This is a genomic window from Streptomyces varsoviensis (assembly GCF_000718635.1).
Classification (GTDB): domain Bacteria; phylum Actinomycetota; class Actinomycetes; order Streptomycetales; family Streptomycetaceae; genus Streptomyces; species Streptomyces varsoviensis.
The window spans coordinates 1-22,519 of sequence record NZ_JOBF01000020.1; the positions used below are offsets into that span (position 1 = coordinate 1).

A 22,519-nucleotide genomic window follows, 5' to 3' on the forward strand; every position below is an offset into this window, starting at 1 on the left:
ACCCGCAGGGCCAGGGTGCGGTACGTCCATCCGGCGAGGCTGGAATCGACGCCGAGCGCGCGCTGCCCCACCCCCAGCGGGCAGAGCTGCCGCTGCTGGGTACGGGCGACGATGTCGGCCTCCAAGACGCGACGGCGACGCTCCCAGTCCGGAAGCACCGTCCGGGCCCACACCCACTCCAGCAGGGCGGCCGAGCGTTCGGGGATGTCGTCACGGCGCAGCGGGTTAGAGAGGTCGTCACGACGCAGCGGGGCGGGGAAGTCGTGGCGACGCAGCGGGGCGGAGACGTGGTGGCGACGCAGCGGGTCGGAGACGTCGTGGCGACGCAGCACATCCGGGACGGAACCGCCGCCCAATGCGGTCGTCAGGTCGGCGCGAGCGGTCGCGGGAGGGGTGGTCCGGACGCGGTGCAGTTCCTCCTCGATGTGTGGGATGCCCTCACCCACCGGGGCCGGGATGAGGAAGTCGGCGGTCCAACTGTGCCGGAATCCGGCCCGCACCACAGCCGCCACGATCGGGTCCCGGGCCAACCGTTCGCGGTAGGCCGGTAGGTGCGCCGTCAGCCACTTCTGCTGCGCCGGGTGGGAGGCCGCGGCCTCCTCCAGGTCGACCAGGGCGGCGACCGTCTCGGCCAAGGGGGAGATCACGAAACGGCTGCGCGCCAGGGTGTCCGTATCAAGCAGCCACAGCCCCATCGTTTCGCCTCCGTGCGAAACGTTAACGCCGCCGCGGCGGCCCCCGGACACTCCCCGTCATGCGCACCTATCGAGAACTGTTCCGCACCCCGGAGTTCACACCGCTGTTCGCCACCAGCGCGCTGTCGGTGGCCGCTTCCACGGTGAGCGGGCTGGCCCTGGGCACCCTTGTCCACTCCGCCACCGGGTCCCCGCTGCTCTCCGCCCTCGCCATGTTCGGGCCCGCCCTCGTCCAGGTTGTCGGCGCGGTCACGCTGCTGTCGGCCGCCGACCGGCTCCCTCCGCGCGCCGCCATGGCCGGCCTCGCCCTGGCCTTCACGGTGGCCACCGGTGTCCAGGCCGTCCCGGGGCTGCCGATGTGGGCCGTCTTCGTGGTCCTGGCGGCCCAAGGCCTGATCGCCTCCGTGGGCGGCGGGGTCCGCTTCGGCCTGCTCAACGAAATCCTCACCAAGGACGGCTATCTACTCGGCCGCTCAGTCCTCAACATGGCCGTCGGCACCCTGCAGATCTGCGGCTACGCCCTCGGCGGCGTCCTCGTCGTCCTGCTGTCGCCGCGTGGTGCGCTGCTCACCGGCGCGCTGTTGTACGCGGCCGCCGCGACCGTCGCCCGCCTCGGCCTCACCGACCGACCGCCCCGTACCACCGGCCGCCCGTCGGCCGCCGCCACCTGGCGCGTCAACGCCCGCCTGTGGTCGTCCGCGCCCCGCCGCTGCGTCTACCTCGCGCTATGGGTACCGAACGGGCTCGTCGCAGGATGCGAGTCCCTGTACGTCTCCTACGCCCCCGAGCACGCGGGGCTGCTCTTCGCCTGCGCCGCCCTCGGCATGCTCGTCGGCGACACGCTCGCCGGGCGTTTCCTCCCGCTGCGGTGGCGCGAACGCCTCGGCGCCCCGCTGCGGCTGCTACTCGCCGTCCCCTACCTGCCGTTCTTCCTCGAACCGGGGCTCTTCGTCGCGGTGGCCGCCGTCACCCTGGCCTCCGTCGGCTTCGCAGCGAGCCTCCTGCTCCAGGAACGCCTCATGCGCCTGACCCCCGACGAACTGAGCGGCCAGGCCCTCGGCCTGCACTCCTCCGGCACGCTCACCCTCCAGGGCGTCGGCGCCCTCCTCGCAGGCACCATCGCCGAACTCACCACACCCGCGGCGGCGATGACGGTCATGGCAGCCGCCTCCGTCACCGTAACCCTGGCACTCGCTCCAGGCCTGCGGGGGCGTGCGCCGGTCATTGCGACCGCGTGAGCGGCGGAGACGCGTCGGCCGGATCGAGGCGCGTTCAGGAGGGCGGGGCCACTGGATGCCGTATGCCGTCTGTCATCTGCCGCCGCGTCCACGCCTGCGGCCGGCCGGGCTTGATGTCGCGGGCAGCAAGGGCTCAAGCCGGAGCCGGGCCCACTGTCCGTTCGTCAGGTCACTACGGCCCGGCCCACAGGACATGAACCACCGACGAACAAGATCTACATTCGCAGCAGGCCCCAGGTGCGTCAGCCGCTCCGGCCGATCCGGCGGCGCCGCTCACGAGTGCCGAGGGCGAGATCGCAGATCGCAGATCGCCTCGACGTCATGCACGGTCTCGCGTTGGGCCACCGAAGAACTCACCTGGCGTAGGAGAACCAGAAGTGTCGAATTGCCGCGTGGCCGTCCCGATGCCACTCTCGGTCCGGATATCAGAAGACAGAGGCAACAGGAGGTATCAGGACATGCCACCGTCCATACTCATCGTCGGACTTGATCTCACGCTGCTGGACGACGCGCCCTCGTCGCGGGCCGCGTTCCCCGAGATCGACTCCGAAGTGGTCCGGACCGGCGTGACCGCGGAGCGGGCCCGGCTGGAGGAACTCGGCTTCACCATCGATGTCTGCCTGCTCGACTACGGCCGCACGGCCGAGGCGGTCTACCGCACCGCGCTGTCCCAGAAGGACTACGACATCGTGGTGATCGGCGCCGGCATCCGGCTGGACCCGGTACTGACCCCACTCTTCGAGGTCCTGGTCGATGCCACCCGCGAACTGGCACCCGGCGCGAAGCTCTGTTTCAACGTGAGCCCGTCGACAACCGTGGAGGCCGTCCAGCGATGGTGGCCCGAACGCAAGCCACTGGCCTAAAGAGCTCGCAATCCGGCCGGGCTCATCCAGCAGCGCTGATCAACGGCCAGTGCTGATCAACGGCTTGGGCGTGGAGAGTACGGCAGGGGCGGGGCGGCCAGGCCGGAGCGGTCCCTACTGGACGGTCCTTTCTGGACGGCGTTTGCCGGAGGGCCTTTTGCCGGAGGGGCCTTTGTGGGAGGGCTCTACGAACGTGAACGGGTGGCCGTGCTGCTCGTAGGGGCAACGCGACGGACGCCCCTCCCTCAGGGGACGGCGTCCGGCGCCTCCTCCACTGCACCGGGAAAGGTGCGAACGCGAATGTATCTGCTCGCCGTCCTGCCGAGGTCGGCTCGTCTCCGCTGCCGGCGAACCAGCCGCTGGCTCTGACCACCGCGGAAGCCAACATCCCGGTGCCCGCCAGAAAATGAGGCCCACGACGCCCGACGCCTCACCTGACGGACGCGTCCGTGCCCGGCCGGGCCTACGGGACGTGGACCCCGGACGCTGTCGATCAGGCCGAGGAACCGGCGACGACGATGCCTTCACGCCGGGCAGTGGGGGCCTGGCGCAGCCGGCGTAGACGCACCACCACTTCACTGGAACGCCAAAATCTTCTCGCCATCAGCAAGACCGCAGGCCCCGCATCTGAACACCTCCATCGGCCACACAGGATCGGGCCGCTCCCCTACCCAAGCCCGAATCAACAAGCAGAACACCCGCGACTGTCCCCCTTTGAGTGAATACCGGATATCTCAGGCAGTCACCGGGCACATCAGTCCGTACAGACGTGTGGCGCTCCACAGAGCCATCCCGCCGAATGGCCATGTGCCGTTCCCACCTGCGAGAAGGGCTCGGCATATATATATCAATCGCCGCCGCCGAACAGTGCCTGAGGGCGAGTCCGGTGAAGGTAAGACGAAGGGGAGGTCTGCGCATATGGCATGGCGGAAACGAATGAGCATCACGGCAGCCAGCGTGGTCGTGATGGCTTTCGGCGCGTTGGTACTGCCGGCGGGACAAGGTGCCGCCGTACTGGCCGCGGCATCGTCGAAGGCGCCCGGCGGAAGCCTGCTGTTCACCTCGCCCGGGCAATTCACCGTGCCTACGGGCGTGAGACAGGTGGACGTCTTTCTCTGGGGCGCCGGCGCGCCCGGAGGCGACGGCGGAGGTGGGGGCGGCGGCGGGGGCGGCGGCGGTGAGAGCGCCCGCGTCGGGGGGCGCGGGGGCGCCGGAGGCGGTGGCGGAGGCGGCGGGGCCGGTGGCAGTGGGGGCGGGGCCGGAGACTTCGTACGCTGCCGCGTCAACGTCACGCCCGGCGAGAGCTTCGACATCACGCCAGGGGCGAGCACGCCGGGTGGGCGCGGCGGGCGGCCCGGCGCGGGCGGGGTCGCCGGCGCAACCGACGAGGCCGGCCTTCGCGGCGCTGAGGGGGCCTCAGGCACCATCGGCTCCGGCACCGATGGACGGATGGCGTCCTTCTTCACCTCGATGCGGGAAGAGCCGACAGGGAGCAACATCGTTGTTCTGGGCGGCACTTCGGGTGTCGCGGGGGCGGGCGGAAGGGTTGGGGACGGAGGGGTCTCCAGCAGCTTTCCGCGGGACGGCGGAGAGGGCGGAGAGGGCGGCTTCGCGCGGCCCCCGTCGTTCCGCCCAGGGCTGTACGGACCGTGCGGCAAGGACCGGCAAGTGGCGTTCGCCTTCGGCAACCTTGGCCGCCCCGGCGCCTCGGGCGGCGCGGGAGGGAGCGGAGACAGGACTCAGAGCAGCGGCGGGCTCGGGGGCCTGTCCGGCAGCCCAGGTACCGGCGGGACAGGTGGTCACCCGCATATGAGCCAGGGCTGCACGTTCGGTGCCGGCGGCCACGGTGGAGACGGCGGGTGGGGCGGGCACGGCGGCCGCGGCACCGCGAGCGGCGGCGGCACCCGTTTCAACGGCGACTTCGGCGAGCCCCGCCGACCCAGCCCCCTCGGCCGGCAAGGAGCCGTTCTCGTCCGCTGGGGCACCTCACACTCCCCCGCCTGCCCGAACGCTGTCGACCCCACTCCCTGATCACGGGCTCCCGCATCGCCGTATCGCCATGTCCCTCAGTTCGGTCCCACCCTCAGCATTCACCGTGGCCGTGGAGCCAGCCGACGCCCAGGTGCCATCCGCCGCCCGCCCCGCAAGCCACTGTCCCCACATGGTGCACGGCCGGGGCGACACCCCGTCCGCCACTGCCACGGCGCCTCCGCGAACCGCCGTACCCACGGCCTCGGCGCCAACCAGCAGCCCCGGCTTCTGATGCTCTTCTCTCGCAGGGACAGGCCGGTTACGCCCTGTCGGCGTCTGGGTTCGCGGCGAGCCCGACGCCGAAGCCTGGGCCGCCATCAACGGTGTGCGATGGGTAGCCCTCGTCGAGCGCGGCGACCACGCGGGTGCAATGCCCACGAGGAGATCCTGCTATGCGACGCGGCACCCCTGCGGTGACGGACCGCTGCAAGACAACGAGGGGAGCCGTTTACCTACTCAGCCTGGCCTGACGGCAGGGGTTCGGGTTCCTTCGTTCTGCCTTCGGATTTGTTGGGCCCTGTTAGCTCTGGGGCGTGCAGGGCCTTCTTTCTGATCGCGGTGACCCACTTGATTATTTCCTGCCGGACAGAAGGTTTGCCCCCCCCGAATAGCGCAGACCGGGTTCCGAACTCATCAAGCGCGCCCGCCTAATTTCGGCCCCTGCCGGCCTTGGGGTGTACCTGTCCTTGGGGAAAGGGTACTCATCGGCTGCCAATGACCGGGCAGGCTCCTCAATCCGTAGCCATGGGCGCATTTCGCCAGTTGTCCTTCAGCAGCCGCCCGATAGGGCTGAAGATGAGTCCTGCGAGAAGCACCCAGTCGGCAACTTGCCAGAAGGACTGCAGTCCGTTGGGCGGTTGGCCGGTGAGGGCGGGCGTGGAGCCGTAGGCCGCGCCGAGGAAGACGAGGGCGTGGATGGTCTGGGTGAGGGGGGACCAGGCCATTTCGGACAGTACGTCGCCGTCGATGCCGAATGCGAACATGAAGACCCAAGGCAGCATGACCAGCCCAGAGATCCAGGCGGCTGTCACCAATATGTCGTCGCTGACGTCGCTACCTGTCAGATTGATTTCCCACTTGTTCTCCGTTAGTCGTTTCAGCTCGGCTGGGGAGCCGGTGTAACCACCCAGGGCGGGATTGCTCGGGGACCACAGCACCGGAATGTGAGAGCCCACCTTGAAAGGCTTGCCACTGCTGACCGGGCCGACAACGAGCCGTTCAGCCCCTCCGGGCACTGAAACCCGCAGTTTGCTGTAGTAGCTCACAACCACGTCATGGTTGTCTTCGTCGTACTCCTTTCTTACGATCTCCGGCCGTTCGGCAATGGTCGCTGTCGTGACTTCGGCACCTGCGCGCTGTAGCGCGGCGGGCAGGCCGGCCTGGCTCGGCAGGGAGGGCAGCATGGCGGCCGTCAGCGAGGCGGCGAGGAGGGCGACGTTGACGAGCAGCCGCCGCGCCTTGGCCCATCCCTCCGACTCATCGGGCGCCTCGATGAGTTCATTCCAGACAGCCACGCGCTTCTTGCGCGTCTTGTGCGTCTTTCGCAGACTGACGCCGGAACCAGAAGGTCGCGTCCGATGTCTGCCGACGAACCGCCGGATCCACATCAGCAGCGCGCGTACGACAGCGGAGCCGGTCGCGATCCACATCAAGACGAGGACGCCGGTGTGCGGTACCGGCTGGGTGTCGATTCCCAGCGCCCATATGAGAGCCGCGATGCCCGCCGTGTACGTCAGGCCGGCGGTCGCGCGGATGGCCAGTGCCAGGTCAAGCTCTACGCGTAAGGCCCTGGCCAGGTGAGAAGCCTCTTTTCGTACCTTCGCCCTCAGGGCTACGACCATGCGTAGGGCCGGCGTCGGAATGTATTTGTGCATGGGTGCCCCTCAACGTAAAGCACTCGGAAACGGCGCGACGCCGCGTAAGCAGATCATGAAACTACCGGAATTATCGCTTCAGTCGTCGTGCGGGCCGAGTGTTCGCCCGTCCGGTGATCCACGACTTCGATCCGGTCGCCGGCCCTAGCTGGTCGATGCCGAACTGGCGGGCCCAGGTCCTGGATTCCTTGCTGCCGTGACCGCTGCCGTGTCGCAGTCCCGGCTCGCGGATCCCGGTGACCGCGCCATTGCGGTAGCGGATTCACCAGTAGGTGGTCGGCTCGGCCTCGAACTGAGCACGGTTCTCTGTCTCGTCCGCGGCGAGATGGGCCGCCGTGGTCCGGAGTTTCTGGCGCTCACTGGTGATGTAGGACGCGGTGGGCTCGGCCCTCGACTGGTGGCCTTCAAAGGTGCGGTCGGCCCACCCAGATCCCGCGATCGCCGAGGCGAGGGGCATGCGCGATGTCACTGGTGCCCCTCGGCGAGGAAGGCCCGGAGGTCGGCCGTCAAGGAAGTCATCTGCTCGCCGGCCTCCAGCCAGGTGGTCACCGAGGCGCCCCAGCCGCCGGCGGCCTGGGGCCACGGCCGCAAGGCCCAGGTCAGCCCGACGTAACCGCCGGTTCGGAAGACCGCCGACACCGTCAGGTCTCGGTTGCTGGTCTGCCAGCTCCGTTCGCCGGGCCATCCCCGGTAATCGGCGGCCAGGCCCTGCAGGAACACGCTGAGATCGCTGTCCCAGATCCAGGCGACGATCTCGTTGACCCGAGCGGTCAGGCCCGGGGCCCGTAGCTCGACGGCATAGCGCACGGAGACCGCGTCGAAGCTGGACCGGTCGCAGAACGTCACGCCGACGGATCCGTTGTCCTGACAGCGGATGGTCACGCTGGCCTCATCGGCAGTACCGACGTCTGGAGTGGTCACGGGCGGAACGCTAGGCCAGCAGCCCGCTCGGCGTCACTCCGCTCGACCCCTGCCTTGGTTTCGTTGTCGATGGACGGGGATGGACGGGGACCGGCTCGCGCGATCGAACCGACGTCAGACGTCATCTGAGCGACCAACCAGATGCCTGAACATCACCTGGGCGGACGACCGGATAGGACGCTCACCGCTGCACGCTTCACCACTCCCGGGCCCGGGGTGCGGTGGCACATCCCGCACGGGCGTCATCCGCCCTCGCGTCCCCGCAGGTCAGCCTGTGTGTCGTCCCACGAATCACTCAAGTTGACGCATCCCCTGGCACCTGGCGTCGGCCGACCTGCAACCTCGATGTGCAGTCAGGAGGCGGATCGCACCGCTTCCCACCACAACGAAGGGCAACGACCATGCTGACGACGAAACACATGGCCATAACGGGCTCAGCCGCTCTGGTACTCACCGGCGTCCTGGGCGCGACGGCCCCGGCGCACGCCGCTCCGGAACCGTCGACTTCGGCTCACGTGGCCGCCGGCGGCACCGCGCCCGCTTGCATCGACCGCAGCGGGGTCCGCAACAACGCCGGTGGCGGCATTGCGGGGTGGGTGTACAACGGCTGCGGCAAGAAGATGCGCGTGAAGGTCGTCGTCCATAACTGGCGGGACACCTCCTGCCAGACCATCCCTAACAAGCAGAGCAAGTATTTCCACACCAATGGTGGACGGTACGACCGGACCGCGGTCTGCTAACACCCCGCCCGGCAATGCGCGGGCGTCTCGCGGACAAACGCGAGATGCTCGAAGGCGCGACTCAGCCTGCATCAGCGTCTGAAAGCCGCGCGCCGCCTCGCCCACGGAGAACGCGGGCCAAGGGCCGATTCTCCTGCCCCTTCAGGAGGGGCAGGAGAATCGCACGTTTTTGTCCAGAAGCGGGCGCGGAACCCGAGCTATCGCGGAGTCCGAGCTGTTGCAGGGGCAGTGGGCCTTCTCAGCCGCCAGCGTGGGCGGGTGGACCAAGAGCGTGTGTGACTTTCGTGGTCACGGTTCTCTTCTCCACGGGTCGACTTCTGCTCTGCCCGGTTGCTCTCGCCCTCAGGGCCTTGCCCGCATGCTGAAGCTCTCCGCGTACGAGAGGGATAGCTCACCGTCTTGAGTGCTGACGGTTCGTAGGCCCTGGTCGAGAAAAGCGTGATGGCCTACGTCAGAAAGCTGATGCCGTTCGCACAGTTTCTGGAAATGCAGGGACATGGCGAGTCGTACGGGCGCGACGGAGCCGTTCCCTCATCGTCGGGTCGCCCGTACTTGGGCGCGGGTGCCGGCGTCAGTCGACGTGGGCGTAAGAGATGTCGCCGCTCCCCCGGAGCAAGTGCCAGTTCAGGCTGTGAGGAGGTGGGCAAGGTGGAGCAGATCGGCCAGGCGTAGCACCCGTCCGTCGAAGCCGGGGAGGGGAACATGGAGCGGCTCGGTCCAGCGGGTGGGGATCGCGTCCAGCCCGTAGTACGCCCCCGCGAGGCCTCCGGTCACCGCGGCGACGGTGTCCGTGGCACCGCCGAGGTCGAGTGCGCCGGCTGAGAGGTCCTGGGGCTGATGCACCCGGACACGTCACGTGTCGGCGTTCAGGACGGTTCGGTGGGCTGTCTCAGGAAGGTTCTCGGGAAGCGTTCGTGACCGGCCCCGGGCCTGTGAACTGCATTGGGATCAGGGACAGTTATGGAGCCGGTCTCACGTGCTGGGTGAGGACGTTGCCGCCGCAGACACCATGCGGGAAGCCTGTCGGTCCGGTGCGCGCGCTGGCCCCGGCTGCTGCCTGCCGCAGGTGCCCGCTCGTCGGGCTCTCCCACCGGTGGTGTCGGTCCGCCCGTTACGCGGGCGGCTCCGTGCCGCGGGCGCTCCCGGTCAGCCAGGCGAGGATTCGGTGCAGCTCCTGGGCGTGGCAAGCCGGGGCGAAGTCGTCCTCCACGGCCGCCAGGAAGACGGCGTCGATCATCGTCACGATCCACCGGGCCACGCGGGGCGGCCCGAAGGCGAGGGCGGCACCCTCGCGGGCCATCCGCTGCAGCAGCACAGTGAGCGTCGTCAGTGTCCGCTGTTCGTCGGCGGCGAGCAGCGCGGCGAACTTCGCGTCCCGTTGGGCCTGCAGCAATGCCGCCGCCGTCAAGCCGGGAACCAGTGGGTCCGCCAGGTCGCCGACGAGATGATCCACCAACTCGACGAGTCCGTCCTCCGCCCGTTCGGCTGCCAGCGCCGCCTCGCAGGCGGCGGCGTTGCCGGCCAGGTCGTCGGCGAACAGCGCATGGAAGATCGCCCGTTTGGTCGGAAAGTAGTGAAACAAGGTCCCCGACCCGATCCGGGCCTTGCGGCAGATGCTCGCCGTCGAGGTGCCATCAACCCCGTTCACGGCGAACTCCTGTGCCGCCGCTGCCAGGATCTCCGCCCGCTTACGGGCGTGCTGCTCGGGATTAACGGTGCGCATACGTGAACGCTACCTTATTAGCAGAGTGTCTCCTCTAGCAACGACCTATCCGCCCGCAGAAGGTGAAGACGCGGCTCCGCTTTCGGTTCTCGCCGGAGGAGGTGGGGCGGGTTTCCGTAGCGAGCCGTGCATTGGTTGACTCGCCAGCGTCAACTACTCAGTGAGCCGAGGCCCTTCAGTTCCCTTCTATGGGGGTGCATCCAGATAACCAGAGTGCTTACTCTGTTAATGTCGTAGGGCAGCGATACACCGGATCGCACGGGAGGCGCGATGCATGGCAGCCGGACCCCCGACGCGGGGATCAGCCGCAAGCAGTTCCTGGCCGCAGCGGCGGCTCTTGGGGTCGCGGAGGCGACCATGAGAGCCAACCCAGCCGCAGCGGCTGAGCCCGCATCCGTCGCAGCGGCGGGAGCTGACGGTCACTCCTTGTGCTACCGGGGCGTGTGCTACACGGTCGGTGCCGGGGAGACCCCGGCGACCGCGTACAACGCCGATCGCATGCGCGAGGACGTCCGTGCGATCAAAGAGCGGCTGCACGCCAACTCGATCAAGGTCACCGGTGACGGCGTCGACCGGCTGACCACCACGGCCGAAGCGGCGGCGCGACACGGACTGCATCTGCGCATCGAGCCCACCTTGGGAGACCGTCCGCCACAGGAAATCCTCGACCACCTCGCGGAGACCGGCCGGTACGCCGAGCAACTGCGCCGAGACGGCGCGCGGGTGGAACTCAGCGTCGGCTGCGAGTTCTTTCTCTTCGTACCGGGCATTGTGCCGGGTGACGACGCTGTGGAGCGGGTCAACAACCTCTCCAGCGGAAACTACGACGCGCAACACATGCAAAAGGAACTGGCGCGCTTCACCGCACGGGCCGCGAAGACCGGCCGGTCGGTTTTCCGCGGGCCGCTGAGCTATGCCGCCGCCCAGGATGAAGACGTCGACTGGAGCCTCTTCGACATCCTCGGCATCGACTACTACTCCTACCACCCCCGCCGCCAGGACTACGTCCGGGAACTGCGCCGCTATCTGCGTCACGGCAAGCCAGTAACGATCGCGGAATTCGGCACCTGTACCTACAAGGGCGCGCCGGCCAAGGGCGGCATGGGCTGGCACATGGTCGATTACTCCAAAAAGCCTCCGAGGATCAACGAGCCTCTGGTTCGCAGTGAGCAGACTCAGGCCGACTATCTCTCCACCGTCTACAACGCCTTCGAGGCGACGGGCCTGTACTCGGCGTACGCGTTCGAATTCATCACCCCGGACGCGCCGCACTGGCCGAACGACCCCCACCACGACCTCGACATGGTCAGCTACAGCATCGTCAAGACGATCCAGGACACCCCTGGCGCCCCGGATTCCCCCTGGCACTGGGAACCCAAGCAGGCATTCCACACCCTCGCCCGCCATTTCGCACGTGCCGGCTCCCACCGAACAATCGAGGCACCGCGACCCGGATCACTCTCATGACGCACCTGCCCGGGCCCGGGGACCGGAACGGGGGCATATGTTGGCGCTGACGCAGTAATGGACAACGGAGTCCCCAACCGCCCCGCGAGTCGGGCTACCTGTAATTCACCGGAACGGAAGCGCCAGCGCTCGGAGCGACCAGAGAACCGCCGGTATTCCGCAAAGGGCGCCCCAAAGTCCCATTATCATGAACGCGGCCAGAGCGTATCCCAGCCAAGCTATGCGGGTCGGGGCCAGCACGTGTGAGGGGTTCTGCGGGTCGTATCGGATCTCGTCCCGGTGGCCTCGCACTGGCGACTTCGCCGTGATCTCGCGGTCGTCGAGGGTACGGAAGTGGACTATGTAGCCGGCGGTTTCGCTGGTGCTGTGCGGGTTGGTCTCGAACCTCGCGCGCACGGTTATGCCCCGCCGCCACATCACCCACCGTGTGTCCAGCTCGGCCATGCTGACCCAGAGGCGCAGCAGGGCTACGCTCAGCGGCAGCAGTGCCCAGGCGAAGATCCCCAGGCCCCAGGGCTCCACCGGCAGCCACACAGCCAGGGGAAATCCGAGGACTACGTACCAGAAGGCCCGCCGCCACCAAGGGCTGCCGTGCAGCACCCGGGCGTACAGGCCAGCCGTCGCCCGCAGGGGCCAGACTCGCGCCGAGTGCGTACGTACCGGGCTACGGTTTCCCGACGGTCCCCCGTCGCGCAGGATCGCTTCGATCTCCGCGCCGAGGGCGGCAACCGCCTCCGGACGGCGATTCCGGATGGTCATGACCGTGCCCGTCCGCGCGCCTTCGAAGAGGCGCACGGTCAGCGACTGTCCTGCGGCTTCGACGGAGCGGATCTGTTGACCAGGCACGATGACCGTCGTCCGCCCCCGCTTCCAGTGCAGCGCGTCCCGCTCCACCCACGCCCGCGTACGGCCCTTGGCCAGGATTACCCCTGCCGCAGACTCAGTGCTTGATTCGTTCACGACAGCGGAGCCTAGACGTAGGGGGAGGTAACGGCGGCGTCAGCCCGCGCAGTGCTGCCGCGCACCTCCTGGCCAGAGCCTGCAATGGCTCGTTCACCGGCATTTATGATCTTGAGCATGGGGCGGGTACCTGAAGTGGTGTTGCGGGGGCGGGGTGTCGTCTTCCGGCTGGAGGCGTATGCGGTGCGGGTGATGCGCGGTCGCATCACCTGGACGGTGCCGCTGGGAGCGATCGACCGCGTCGGCTACGCGGGAGGCCGGGTCCTCCTGGAGTTGTCGGCCGATGCCGATGCCAATGCCAATGCCGACGGCAGCGACAGCGGGGCGTTCACGCTTGTCACGCGCAACGCCACTGCCGCCGACGCCTTCGTCCGGCAGTTGCGTACGGCCCTGACGCGTCTGCCGGCCTCGGGGCGGGGGCCGGCTCGGGTGGTGAGGGAGGTCGCCCGGCGTCGCGTCCCGCGTCTGCCGCGCATCTCGGCGGGCGGGAAGATCGCTCTGGGGATCGTTCCGTATCTCGCCTTCTTCAAAGTGGCCGGGGACAAAGGCGCCGAGGAGGGCATCGGCGTCCTGGTGGCCGTCATCATGCTCTACGGCCCGGTGGGCTGGCTGATGCTGTACATAGGCTGGACCGAGGTGGTGCGCGACACACTGGTTCTGCGGCGCCGGGGCATCACCGTCCCCGGCCACATCCGGGACTACGAGGGGCATCGCATCTCGGAGGACAGGGGGGAATGGCGTCCTGTGTACGAGTTCCGGACGTTGGAGGGCCAGCACCTCGTCGTCACCCAGCCCGCCGGCCACGAGCACCAGGGCGAGAAGGGGCCAGTGGACGTGACCTACGACCCGCTGTCCCCCACTCGCGTCAGGAGCTTTCGCGACAAGCGGCTCACTGTCCGCGGCATCGCGCTCACGTTCTTCGGCGTGCTCTCGGTCGTCTTGATGGTCATCCCGTTGTGGCTGTTCTTCGCCGCACTGCTGACGGGGTAAGGGGTGGGCCCCGGGGCCCCTGCGCCATGCGCATCCGTCCGCGCGGGGCGCCCGTGCTGGCCCGTGGCCCGTGGCCCGTTCCGCACTCACTACGGCTCGGCCGGCGCGGCTAGCGTCGCGGGGTGACGACCGAACGCCGCCTTACGAGGGTGCTCGCCGACGAGGCCGAGGCGTTGGGACCGAAGGCGGCCGGGCATTCGGACCCGCCGGTCGTGCTGCTCGCGCGGGCCCGTCGTGCCTTCGCTGTCGCCGGGCTCGTCAGCATGGTTCTCGCTGAGCACGGGGTGCCCGCACGGGACGCGTACGACCTCGGCGGCATTCTCGCCGATGCGGCCTGCACCGTGCTCGACCCCGTCGTCGGTCCGGAACTGGTTGCCGCACACCGCGCTGACCTGCGCCGCGGTGAGGCTCAGCAACTCGCTCAGCTCGCCGAATTCGACATAACCTTCAACGCCCGTATCGGCGAGCCGGCGATCGACGACACGATGGTGACGCTCCTCACGGGCCTGTCCGACCTCTTGGCGGGTGTCGCCGCCGACGAGCGGGCCATCCCGGAACAGCGCCGCGCCGCTCGCATCGCCGACGCCCAGGCCCGCGAACTCTGGACGCACTACGGCGGCGACTCCGGCGGCTGGTAACGGGCAGGCCAGGCCGTGGGGGCTACAGGCGCGGGCCCCTCCCGCCACGCGGCGTACAGCGCTCGGTCGGTCGCTGAGGCCGGGGCCGAGTGGCAGTGGGTATGCCGGCCTGCCTTCCGTTCTGGTTCACTCGCGCGAACTGGGTTTCGGGGAAGGCACGCCTGCGGCTTTCGGCTGCTCCCCCGAGGGTCGGGCAGAAGCGTCACCGTTCCCGCCTGTGGGAGCAAGTACGGTCGGAGGCCGCGCTTTTCCGGAGGTGCTGCGAGATCGGCGGCTGTTCGGAACCTCCGCTCGGGGCCGTGGTCCTCCGTCCCGTCGAGAGGGTGACCCGCCGCGTCACCGATGAACGAAGCCGACCCAAACTGGGTTGGTGCCTATTCGTTCGCCCGGTGATGCCGGTCGTCCACCACGAGTCGTAGCCGGACGCACCGTTGTTCCAGCAGGTCAACGCATTCATGGATTCCGGGCATCGGATCGCCGCCGCGCTCCCGCATCAGCACGATCGCGTGAATATTGCGACCGCCCTCGATCAGGCGGTCCACTTCGTCCCGCACGTCACGCGGAAGCCGATCCCACAGGTCGTCGTTCATCCCAGCATTCAACCCGAGACCATCGGGCCGACGCTCGGTGCCCCGCTCCCAGCGCAACTCCTCGGCTTCACGCCGGTAGAGCCGGTAGAAGCGAGGACGGCGGAGGAAGTCCCTGATGGCCCCCGCCCGGTGGCCCGCCAGAGAGATACGGCGGCCCGGGGCGCTGCTTAGGGGTGGCTACAAGAACGGGCCGGCAGGGCTGACAGGTCAGTGGCCGTATCTCGTCATCTCGTCGATGGCAGCGCTGGGCTCCACTGACGGGCCTTCGCTTACTGCCTACGTGGGTACGTCCCCGGTGGGCGGCTGGTTGGTCCAGGTGCGGTTCGTTTCGCGGGACGAATACGCCCGACTCGTTGTCGGACGGACGTGCGAGCATACGTACCAGTACCAGTGCTGGACACACGGGAGAGCAAGGAGACGGGGGATGCGACGGTTTTCGGGGCGCTGGGGCGAACTCCGGGTGTTCGCGGATGAGCCTCTTCCGCAGGCTGCCGCCCGTATCGCCGAAGTCCCTTCCCGATTCGGCGCGCGGTTCAGACCGGCGTTGCTACGACTCCCCCTGAAGGGGGATCGGCCGGACGCTCCCTATGTAGCGGTGTGGCCCGACGACGTCGTCCTGCCTGACATGGCTGGAGGGGCCGCGGAGGCGCCGGACGACTTGGCGGGTGTGGTGCTCGCGGAGCTCATGCGGCACAAGTGCTTCGCCTGCGACGCCAGATTCGACGTCATTTACCCCGAGGCGGGTATGCCTGTCCTGGGGCGCAACCTCGACCGGCACCGCAACGTGAGCGGATGCCCGGCCTGCGGCAGCGACTTCGGCCGTTCTCGGATCGGCGGCCTCGCTCTCACACCGGTGTCCTGACCCGTCCTGATCCGGTCGTTCGTTTCGGAGAAGCTTCTCGGGCCGCACCTCAACCGGGCGCTTCGCCCCGGGAACAGGGTGGAGGACGCTCACGCGACCGTACGGAGCAGAGTGGCGGCGTTGATGGCCCACGGCGTCGCCGACTGCCAACGGGCGCGCCGAGGGGGCGGGATGCTGCCGGTTCGGCGAGCAGGCGGGTACGACCGTCCGTACAGCGCTCGGCTTACAGGGCGGTGGGCGGTGGCGCCCAGCATTCGCACCGGGTCCTTCGCCGCAACCCCGGCGGCACGCGGCTTCGAGTACACGGCTCCGAGTGCACGGCAGAGCGCCATTGCGTTCCGCTGCGGCAGGCCCTCCGAAACGTAGCCGTCGGTGCCGCGTACGTACGCGGCCTACCCCTGGTTGAAGCGGCGCCGGGTCTCCTCGTCGGCCGGGAGGAACGTCTCCAGGTGTAGTCCTTCCAAGGCCGCGTCGGTGGCGGTGCTGAGGGTGGCGGAGGTGCTGAAGAAGCGGAGCGGGGTGCCGTCGAGGTCGATTTCGAGAGTGATCACCGGCCCCGCGGGAGGGGCGGTGGCTTCGGTTTTGTCGAGGTAGCCGGTGATTTCGGCGGCGAGCTCGTAGTGGCGCCGGTCGTGGGTGCGGTCGGCGCGATGGCTCACCTGCCGCAGCAGGTGGTCGCCCCACTGCGCGCGATTGGTGATCCGGCCGGCCAGCCCGTCCGGACGCAGACAGACCCTGACCACGTTGACCGGCGGCTCCAGCAACTTCGGCGCGCAGCCGGCCAGCAACTGATCAACGGCGGCGTTCGCGTCGACGATGTCCCAGTAGTCGTCCAACAGGAGGGCGGGGTAGGGCAGATGGGCGTCCAGGAGGCACCGCAGCCCGTCCATCACCACCGCGAGCGACGCGTCGTCCAACTGGTGATCTTGGTAGCGCGGTGCGTAGCCGGCGGCCAGCAGGAGTTGGTTACGTTCCCGCAGCGGTACCTCCAGGCTGTCGCACAGGCGCAGGAGCATCTCCGGTGTCGGGTGCGCCCGGCCGGTCTCCACCCGGCTGAGGTGGCGGGTGGAGACCCGCGACCGGTTGGACAGCTCCTGCTGGCTGAGCCGGCGCCTCTCACGCCAGGCCCGCAACAGGCCGCCCGCCGGCGGGGTTTCGATGGCAACGCTCATGTCCGCGAGTCTACGAGGCCGTGTCCGGGAGGCCATGACCTGTGAGGTCATGGACCGGACGACCCACCCGAGCCAGGATTTCGGGCACCAGCCGATCGAAACGAACGGAAACGGAAGAAGACCATGACTGACCTGGCCGACCTGGTCGACCGCTACATCGCCATCTGGAACGAGCCCGACAGCGGCAAGCGCGCCGCGGCGATCTCCGAACTGTTCACCGCGGACGGCACATACACCGACCCTGTCGCCGAGGTGAGAGGGCACGAGGGCATCGGCGCTGTCATCGCCGGGGTCCGGGACCAGTTCAAGGGCATGGACTTGAAGGTCCTCGGCGACACCGACGCCCACCACAACATCGCACGCTTCCAGTGGGAACTCGTATTCGCCGACGGCGGCGAGAACAGCGTCATCGGTTTCGACGTCCTGGCCACCGACGGCACAACCGGGAAGATCAAGAGCATCTACGGATTCCTCGACAAGGTGCCCGCGGGCGCCTGAACACACCAGGAGATCGCGAGCCGGGCGGAAGGCGGCCATTGCGGCATCCGCCCGGCCGGGGCACTCGCGTGGAAGGGGCGCCCACCGTCCCGTACCGCACGCTTCCCCTCCCCCACCGGCCGGTGCCGGGACCGGTACCAGTACGGCTCCACGACAGCGGCCGGCCGGCCCCGCATCGCTGGAAAACGGTGGAAATCGGTAAAAGGGGCGGCTGTCGGTGGGGCCGTCAGGTTCAGGCGTTCTTCGTGAGCCATTCCTTCGCCTGCTCGGCGTACTCCGGGGCCCACTGGGGGGACCAGCGGCGGAAGTAGGCGTGCATGTTCAGCGCGTGCAGCAGGTGCGCGAGATCGACGCGCCGCTCCCAGTCGTCCGGCAGCGGGCAGGCGGCGGCGTAGGACGCCAGGAAGACCTCGCGGCCGGCCGGGAAGCCGCGGAAGACGTGCTCGTCGAGCTTGCCGAAGTCACGGAACCTCTCCGCGTACGTGGCGTGCTCGAAGTCGAGGACGCAGGCGATCCGGCCCTCGCGCAGCAGGATGTTCGGCAGCCACAGGTCGCCGTGGGTGAGGGTCGGGACGTTCGCCGCGTCCTCCAGCCCCGCCACGGCGTCCGCGATCGCGGAGCGGATGGTGGCAGCGGGGCCGATCAGGTCGAGGTCTGCCTGCGGGAGCAGGGCTTCCACCTCGGCCTCGACCGACTCCCCCAGCGACACCGCCTTCCCGCCGCCCAGAACGTCCCCGAAAAAGGGCCCCGAGATCGTGTGCAGCCGGCCGATGACCTCGCCGAGGTCCTGGACCAGTTCCTTCCGCCGGTCGTCATCGAGGGACCCCCACACCTCGTCCGCCGCGGTGCCCTCCTGGTACTCCTGGATGAGTACGGGTCCGCCCAAGGCCGGCTCGTCCGGCACCAGGTGCCGGTACTCCACCACCGGTACGCCGTGGTCGGCCGCCACTCGCGCGCTGGCGACGAGCCGCCGCAGATGCTCAGGATTCCGGTCCCGCTGCGGCACCTTGACCAGCAGCCGGCCCCCATCGGTCTCGGCCACCCACTGCTTGCTCGTGTAGCCCTTGTCCAGCGGACGCACCGACGTCACGCGGCTCCCGGAAAACTCCCGCTCCAATACGTTTCGAACCGCAGTCGCAAAATCCATTGTCATGAAGATCACCGTACCGGCTACCACGGATCACCAGAGATCAGCACAGTGGCCCCCGACGCCGTCACCGCAGGGGGCTTCCGCCCGGTGGTGGCGGGGTGGTGGATGGTGGGTGGTGGGTAGCGAGGCCGGGATACGGGCGTACTGGCCGCTGTGGTGTGCATGGGGAGCGAGGCGGTGGCGGGCAGTCGAGGTCCAGGGCGGACAATAGGGGCTCACGTTCACGTAACCGACGGAGTTCTCATGACCACGCCCCCGGACACCGCGTTCGCCCCCGAGGAACTTGCCGCCCCGGCTGCCGAGCCCGCTCCCGCGGAGGAGGCGAACGTATGGACAGAACCGCTCGCGGCCGCGTCGGGCGGCACCGCCCCCGCCCTTCCCTCACCCGCCTCGGGGGAGGGTTCCGTCTCGGAGCAGAGCCCGGGCGCCGAGCAGGGCCCCGTCTCGGGGCGGGGATCGGGCGCCGAGCAGGGCTCCGTCTCGGGGCAGGGCTCCGCCGCCGAGCAGGTCCCTGCGGATGGATACGGCGACGAGGACGCTGACCACGCCGGGGACGCTCAGGATGCCGAGGCCGACGACCGAGCGGCCGGTCAGGGCGGTGAGAGCGCGGTACGGCGGGACGCGCGGGAGTTCGGGGCGTTCGCGCGGACCGGTGGGTGGACGTTCGCGCTGAAGGTGGCTCGGAGCGTACGGCCCGGTGGAGCGGTGGCCGGGCAGGCGGACGAGCCGGAGCCGAAGGTGTCGGCGAAGGAGTTCGCCCGGCTCGCGGGCTGCTCCGCCGAGCGCGTGATGCGGTTCTGGCGGGCCTGGGACCGGGCGGCGGACGACGGCGTGGTCCCGGTGTTCGAGGCGCTGACGCCCGGCGTGGACATCGACCTCCCGGACGCGGACGTGTGGCTCGGCTACTACACCTCGCGTTCGAGCGCGGACTCGCCGCGCGGCCAGGCGATCTCCGCCGTGGCCGAGGCGGAGGGCATCCGGCCGACCAAGGCGCTGGAGGTGGCGGAGAACCCCACCGCGCTGCGCGCCGCGATCCTCGCCGACCCGGGCACCGCCCAGGCCGCCCGGCACGCGCTGCTCGACCGGCTGGAGGACGACCCGGAACTGGCCCAGGAACTCGCCAAGGACATCGCCCGCACCGGCGAACTTTCCAAGACGGTGGCGTCGGCGGCGCGCGCCACGTCCGCAGTGGATTTCGTCCGCGACGTCATCGACAGCGGTGAGATGACCACGCCCAGCGGCGAGCGGGTACCCGCCCCCGAGCACGTCGTGGCCGAGGCCAAGCAGCACCTCACGCTCATCGAGGGGCTGGACGAGGAGGACGAGGCTCCGTACGCCGCCGACGCGCAGAAGACGATGCGCTCCCTGGTCGCCGAGGCCGTCGAGAGCGATCCCCAGCTACGTGCGCACGAGCGCCGGTCGCGGTTCCAGAGCAAGGTCCGCAAGGCGGCCAAGGCGTTCGAGGAGCTGACGCTCGACGACGCCGCCGACATCTACGAAGAGGAACTCCTCGAACAGTTGGAGACCCTGCAAAAGGCGGTCGCCGACTGCATCGCCGAACTGCGCGCGGCGGCCTCGGCCGGCCCGGGCCCGGACAACTCGATCGCGGCCGACCCTGCCCCGACCGACCCGGGCCCGGCCGACTCCCACCACGCATAGCCCTTTCGCCATACCGCATCCCGGCACCCCGCTGTGCGGCGTGCCGGGATGCCGGCGGGCAGACCCCGTATACGCGGGTGGCGGGGCGCCCGGCCGTTCGGGCCGGCTCAGCCCTGCGCGTTCATCAGGGCGGTGACGTAGGCGTCCAGCCGCTTCTCCAGGGCTCGGGTCGTCAGTTCGGTCCGCCCCGCCTGCCGCCATGGCCCCGCGACCAGGTGCACTTCTTCGGAGCAGGCCAGCCCGTCCCGTACGAACCAGTACAGCCGCTCGGTCGCCGCCGCGGCCAGTACGCCGCCCGCCTCCTCGTACGCCTCGGCGAACCGCAGGCCCCACTCCGGGCCGTGCAACAGCGCGAGGGTGGTCGAGCAGTGCGCCACGTCGAGGTCGGTCGGACCCCAGGAGGTACCGGCCCAGTCGACGACGCCGGTGATCCGGGCGTCCGCCGGTTTCGCGGGAGGCACGTCGAAGAGCACATTGCCGGGCTGGAAGTCCCGGTGCAGGAATCGCCCCTCGTAGGGCGGCGCGGGCTTGCGGATCATGTCGATCGCCGCGTCCCATACGGCCGTGTCGGCGCCGTTCGGTACGGCTACGGTGTCGGCCGTCGTCAGCGCCACGTAGTCCCGCGGGCGCTCGGGGGGCCGCAACGCGTGGATCGCCACGAGTTGCCGGGCCAGCAGCGGAACGCGCGCCTCCACGCCCTCGTCGGCGATGACCGTCCGGCCCGGCAGATGGGTCATGAGGAGCGACGGGTACTCGCAGTGCGCGGCGGTCGGGTCAGCCGCGACCAGCCCGGGAGCCGACACGCTGGTCCCCGCGAGCAGGGTCAGAGCGCCGGCCTCCCTGTCCAGCCAGTCCTCGGCGTACTCGACGTCGACGAACGTACGCAGCACCAGGTCACGCGTGCCTCCGTCGCGCGCCTCGATCGTCAGCCGCCGCATTTCGGCAGTGATGCCGCCGTGCAACACCACGGTCTTGACGACTCGTTCGCCCTCGTCCAGGTACCGCTGCACCCAAGCCATCGTCGCCGGGCGGACAACCGCGGCCTCATCCTGCTCATCCTGCTCGTCCCGCTCGTCGTGGACATCCTGGTTGGTCATCGCGCCACCCCATCATCCCCGCGGGAGCACCCGCAAAGGCTTTCTTGCGGTCAGCGCCCGCCAGTTCGGCGCACAGGGCACCGTCTGACTCCGGCAGAGATCGAGCGGCTGATCACCGAGGTGGCGGGGCGTCGCATCGCCTTCGAGGACGTGGTGGCGCGGGCCATTCAGGTTATGGGCCGCGGGTGAGGAGCCGGAACCGGGGCGGTGACGACTGCGATGACTGTGCCGTGGAGGTCGATGACGATGTCCGTTTCGACGAGCAGTCGCATAGTGGAGTCGTCGAGGGCGCCTCGGGGGGGTGATCGGGGTGACCGGGGCGATCTGTATCGTTCGCCGGGTCAGTGTCCAGTTGGCCGGTCGATCGACTGCACGGACAGGGACCAGTTGCTGTGCCTGTTACCGGACTCCGCACGCGTTGCACGACCAGGGCCGACATTTGTGACCTTGGGAGAGCAATGAGCACGATCGCGATCGTCGGCGCCGGACCGCAGCTTGGTCTGGCGATCGGCCGGAGGTTCGCGGCGGAGGGCTTCAGTGTGGCGTTCATCGCGCGCCGGGAGGCGGCGCTGCGCGAACTGGTCGACGTCATCACCGCGGGCGGGGGCGAGGCGGCCGCGTTTCCCGCGGACGTCACCGATCGGCCCGCTCTGGCAGCCGCGCTGAGAGATGCCGAGCGCCACTTCGGAACGATCGACGTACTGGAGTATTCGCCCGCCCCCAGCGCCGTCGACATGACCAGCCGACCCGTTGTCGAAGCGTCTGAGGTCACCGTGGAGTCGGTGATCCCCGAGCTGGAAATGTACGTATACGGAGGTATCACCGCCGTACAGCAGGTCCTGCCCGGCATGCTCGAACGGGGCTCCGGCACGATCATCGCCACCACCGGCGCGGGCTCCGGCCCCATGATCATTCCCCAGGTCGCCAATGCCCAGATCGCGACCGCCGGGCTGCGCAACTGGCTGCTGAACCTCAACGCCTCGGTCGCGCAGCGCGGCGTTTACGTCGCCCATGTCGCCCTCGCCGCTGCGATCGGCCAAGGCCGGCCCAACTCGGAACCCGACGTCATCGCTGACGCGTACTGGCAACTGCACCAGCAGCGGACCGAACCCGAACTCTTCTACCAAGACATGCCCGAGGAGCAGGACTTCCGCCTCTCCGACAAGTTCCTCACCGACGCCGAGTAGCACCGCGCCCGGCCAGCGCCTACGGCGTCGGCCCCGCCGACGCCGACATCCGCCCCGCCCCCGCCCCTGGGCAGGGGCGTTCGCGGCGGGAACATCGCCCGCGGTCCCACTGCCCCGGCTCCCCGGCTCCCCGGCTCCCCGGCTCCCCGGCTCCCGCCAGTCTG

20 protein-coding genes and 1 pseudogene are annotated in these 22,519 nt (G+C 69.2%); 10 read left to right on the forward strand and 11 right to left on the reverse strand.

The window, feature by feature from the left end; genetic code table 11:
* Positions 1-695: pseudogene (locus IF55_RS40770) on the reverse strand (hypothetical protein); the annotation flags it as partial.
* A gap of 59 nt (positions 696-754) precedes the next feature.
* Between IF55_RS40770 and IF55_RS25560 the strand changes: the two are divergent.
* Together IF55_RS25560 and IF55_RS25565 are read left to right on the forward strand one after the other, a co-directional pair.
* Positions 755-1,933, forward strand: coding sequence for an MFS transporter (locus IF55_RS25560; RefSeq protein ID WP_030885144.1), 1,179 nt, complete (start codon positions 755-757; stop codon positions 1,931-1,933).
* A gap of 458 nt (positions 1,934-2,391) precedes the next feature.
* A complete protein-coding gene (locus IF55_RS25565) occupies positions 2,392-2,796 on the forward strand; it encodes a hypothetical protein (RefSeq protein WP_030885146.1) in 405 nt (134 codons plus the stop codon).
* 2,762 nt (positions 2,797-5,558) lie between these two features.
* On the opposite strand, the gene IF55_RS25570 is transcribed toward IF55_RS25565, so the two are convergent.
* The 3 genes from IF55_RS25570 to IF55_RS25580 all read right to left on the reverse strand — a co-directional run bounded on the left by IF55_RS25570 (position 5,559) and on the right by IF55_RS25580 (position 7,622).
* On the reverse strand, positions 5,559-6,701 hold the full coding sequence (locus IF55_RS25570) for a hypothetical protein (protein ID WP_030885149.1): 1,143 nt from the start codon (positions 6,699-6,701) through the stop codon (positions 5,559-5,561).
* 262 nt (positions 6,702-6,963) lie between these two features.
* Complete coding sequence (locus tag IF55_RS25575; protein WP_030885153.1) at positions 6,964-7,170, reverse strand: hypothetical protein; 207 nt, start codon at positions 7,168-7,170, stop codon at positions 6,964-6,966.
* Positions 7,167-7,622, reverse strand: coding sequence for a DUF6228 family protein (locus tag IF55_RS25580; protein ID WP_030885156.1), 456 nt, complete (start codon positions 7,620-7,622; stop codon positions 7,167-7,169). The genes IF55_RS25575 and IF55_RS25580 overlap by 4 nt, the downstream gene beginning before the upstream one ends.
* A gap of 401 nt (positions 7,623-8,023) precedes the next feature.
* On the opposite strand from IF55_RS25580, the gene IF55_RS25585 reads away from it, so the two are divergent.
* The gene (locus IF55_RS25585) at positions 8,024-8,362 is read left to right on the forward strand and encodes a hypothetical protein (RefSeq protein ID WP_030885157.1); all 339 of its coding nucleotides are present in this window, start codon (positions 8,024-8,026) and stop codon (positions 8,360-8,362) included.
* Between the two features lie 624 nt (positions 8,363-8,986).
* Here IF55_RS25585 and IF55_RS25590 read toward each other — a convergent pair.
* Positions 8,987-9,205 carry an ADP-ribosylglycohydrolase family protein gene (locus IF55_RS25590; RefSeq protein ID WP_030885161.1) on the reverse strand — a complete coding sequence of 73 codons (219 nt, stop codon included), beginning with the start codon at positions 9,203-9,205 and terminating at the stop codon, positions 8,987-8,989.
* A gap of 268 nt (positions 9,206-9,473) precedes the next feature.
* Positions 9,474-10,085 (reverse strand): TetR/AcrR family transcriptional regulator, encoded by a 612-nt coding sequence (locus IF55_RS25595; RefSeq protein ID WP_030885164.1) that lies wholly within the window; start codon positions 10,083-10,085, stop codon positions 9,474-9,476.
* A 270-nt stretch (positions 10,086-10,355) separates the two neighbouring features.
* Here IF55_RS25595 and IF55_RS25600 point away from each other — a divergent pair, with 270 nt between their 5' ends.
* Positions 10,356-11,552, forward strand: coding sequence for a glycoside hydrolase family 113 protein (locus IF55_RS25600; protein ID WP_048832432.1), 1,197 nt, complete (start codon positions 10,356-10,358; stop codon positions 11,550-11,552).
* 105 nt (positions 11,553-11,657) lie between these two features.
* Here IF55_RS25600 and IF55_RS25605 read toward each other — a convergent pair whose 3' ends face one another.
* On the reverse strand, positions 11,658-12,512 hold the full coding sequence (locus tag IF55_RS25605) for a DUF3592 domain-containing protein (protein ID WP_157854412.1): 855 nt from the start codon (positions 12,510-12,512) through the stop codon (positions 11,658-11,660).
* Between the two features lie 117 nt (positions 12,513-12,629).
* Between IF55_RS25605 and IF55_RS25610 the strand changes: the two genes are divergently transcribed.
* Entirely contained in the window at positions 12,630-13,502 is an 873-nt protein-coding gene (locus IF55_RS25610) for a DUF3592 domain-containing protein (protein ID WP_157854414.1), read from the forward strand.
* Positions 13,503-13,624: 122 nt separating this feature from the next.
* The gene (locus IF55_RS25615) at positions 13,625-14,140 is read left to right on the forward strand and encodes a hypothetical protein (protein WP_157854416.1); all 516 of its coding nucleotides are present in this window, start codon (positions 13,625-13,627) and stop codon (positions 14,138-14,140) included.
* Between the two features lie 374 nt (positions 14,141-14,514).
* Here IF55_RS25615 and IF55_RS25620 read toward each other — a convergent pair whose 3' ends face one another.
* Entirely contained in the window at positions 14,515-14,730 is a 216-nt protein-coding gene (locus IF55_RS25620) for a hypothetical protein (protein ID WP_030885179.1), read from the reverse strand.
* Between the two features lie 625 nt (positions 14,731-15,355).
* On the opposite strand from IF55_RS25620, the gene IF55_RS39835 reads away from it, so the two are divergent.
* A complete protein-coding gene (locus tag IF55_RS39835; protein ID WP_157854418.1) occupies positions 15,356-15,592 on the forward strand; it encodes a hypothetical protein in 237 nt (78 codons plus the stop codon).
* Between the two features lie 392 nt (positions 15,593-15,984).
* Here IF55_RS39835 and IF55_RS25630 read toward each other — a convergent pair whose 3' ends face one another.
* Positions 15,985-16,764: a helix-turn-helix domain-containing protein gene (locus IF55_RS25630; protein WP_030885183.1), complete on the reverse strand. Its 780-nt coding sequence runs from the start codon at positions 16,762-16,764 to the stop codon at positions 15,985-15,987.
* A 123-nt stretch (positions 16,765-16,887) separates the two neighbouring features.
* Here IF55_RS25630 and IF55_RS25635 point away from each other — a divergent pair, with 123 nt between their 5' ends.
* Positions 16,888-17,262 carry a nuclear transport factor 2 family protein gene (locus tag IF55_RS25635; protein WP_030885185.1) on the forward strand — a complete coding sequence of 125 codons (375 nt, stop codon included), beginning with the start codon at positions 16,888-16,890 and terminating at the stop codon, positions 17,260-17,262.
* A gap of 232 nt (positions 17,263-17,494) precedes the next feature.
* Here the strand turns inward: IF55_RS25635 and IF55_RS25640 are convergent, their stop codons facing one another.
* On the reverse strand, positions 17,495-18,352 hold the full coding sequence (locus IF55_RS25640; protein ID WP_030885188.1) for a phosphotransferase family protein: 858 nt from the start codon (positions 18,350-18,352) through the stop codon (positions 17,495-17,497).
* Positions 18,353-18,655: 303 nt separating this feature from the next.
* Between IF55_RS25640 and IF55_RS25645 the strand changes: the two genes are divergently transcribed.
* Positions 18,656-20,071: a hypothetical protein gene (locus tag IF55_RS25645; RefSeq protein WP_048832434.1), complete on the forward strand. Its 1,416-nt coding sequence runs from the start codon at positions 18,656-18,658 to the stop codon at positions 20,069-20,071.
* 107 nt (positions 20,072-20,178) lie between these two features.
* On the opposite strand, the gene IF55_RS25650 is transcribed toward IF55_RS25645, so the two are convergent.
* Positions 20,179-21,090: a phosphotransferase family protein gene (locus IF55_RS25650; RefSeq protein WP_245661414.1), complete on the reverse strand. Its 912-nt coding sequence runs from the start codon at positions 21,088-21,090 to the stop codon at positions 20,179-20,181.
* 536 nt (positions 21,091-21,626) lie between these two features.
* Here IF55_RS25650 and IF55_RS25655 point away from each other — a divergent pair.
* Positions 21,627-22,355 (forward strand): SDR family NAD(P)-dependent oxidoreductase, encoded by a 729-nt coding sequence (locus IF55_RS25655; protein WP_030885199.1) that lies wholly within the window; start codon positions 21,627-21,629, stop codon positions 22,353-22,355.
* Positions 22,356-22,519: the final 164 nt, after the last annotated feature.

Bases quoted from the DNA above. Each gene is read 5' to 3' on its own strand.
- IF55_RS25630 (WP_030885183.1), bottom strand. From the start codon at position 16,764: ATGAGCGTTGCCATCGAAACCCCGCCGGCGGGCGGCCTGTTGCGGGCC.
- IF55_RS25655 (WP_030885199.1), top strand. From the start codon at position 21,627: ATGAGCACGATCGCGATCGTCGGCGCCGGACCGCAGCTTGGTCTGGCG.
- IF55_RS25570 (WP_030885149.1), bottom strand. From the start codon at position 6,701: ATGCACAAATACATTCCGACGCCGGCCCTACGCATGGTCGTAGCCCTG.
- IF55_RS25585 (WP_030885157.1), top strand. From the start codon at position 8,024: ATGCTGACGACGAAACACATGGCCATAACGGGCTCAGCCGCTCTGGTA.
- IF55_RS25595 (WP_030885164.1), bottom strand. From the start codon at position 10,085: ATGCGCACCGTTAATCCCGAGCAGCACGCCCGTAAGCGGGCGGAGATC.
- IF55_RS25635 (WP_030885185.1), top strand. From the start codon at position 16,888: ATGACTGACCTGGCCGACCTGGTCGACCGCTACATCGCCATCTGGAAC.
- IF55_RS25650 (WP_245661414.1), bottom strand. From the start codon at position 21,090: ATGGCTTGGGTGCAGCGGTACCTGGACGAGGGCGAACGAGTCGTCAAG.
- IF55_RS25565 (WP_030885146.1), top strand. From the start codon at position 2,392: ATGCCACCGTCCATACTCATCGTCGGACTTGATCTCACGCTGCTGGAC.
- IF55_RS25620 (WP_030885179.1), bottom strand. From the start codon at position 14,730: ATGAACGACGACCTGTGGGATCGGCTTCCGCGTGACGTGCGGGACGAA.
- IF55_RS25645 (WP_048832434.1), top strand. From the start codon at position 18,656: ATGACCACGCCCCCGGACACCGCGTTCGCCCCCGAGGAACTTGCCGCC.
- IF55_RS25610 (WP_157854414.1), top strand. From the start codon at position 12,630: ATGGGGCGGGTACCTGAAGTGGTGTTGCGGGGGCGGGGTGTCGTCTTC.
- IF55_RS39835 (WP_157854418.1), top strand. From the start codon at position 15,356: ATGGCTGGAGGGGCCGCGGAGGCGCCGGACGACTTGGCGGGTGTGGTG.
- IF55_RS25600 (WP_048832432.1), top strand. From the start codon at position 10,356: ATGCATGGCAGCCGGACCCCCGACGCGGGGATCAGCCGCAAGCAGTTC.
- IF55_RS25560 (WP_030885144.1), top strand. From the start codon at position 755: ATGCGCACCTATCGAGAACTGTTCCGCACCCCGGAGTTCACACCGCTG.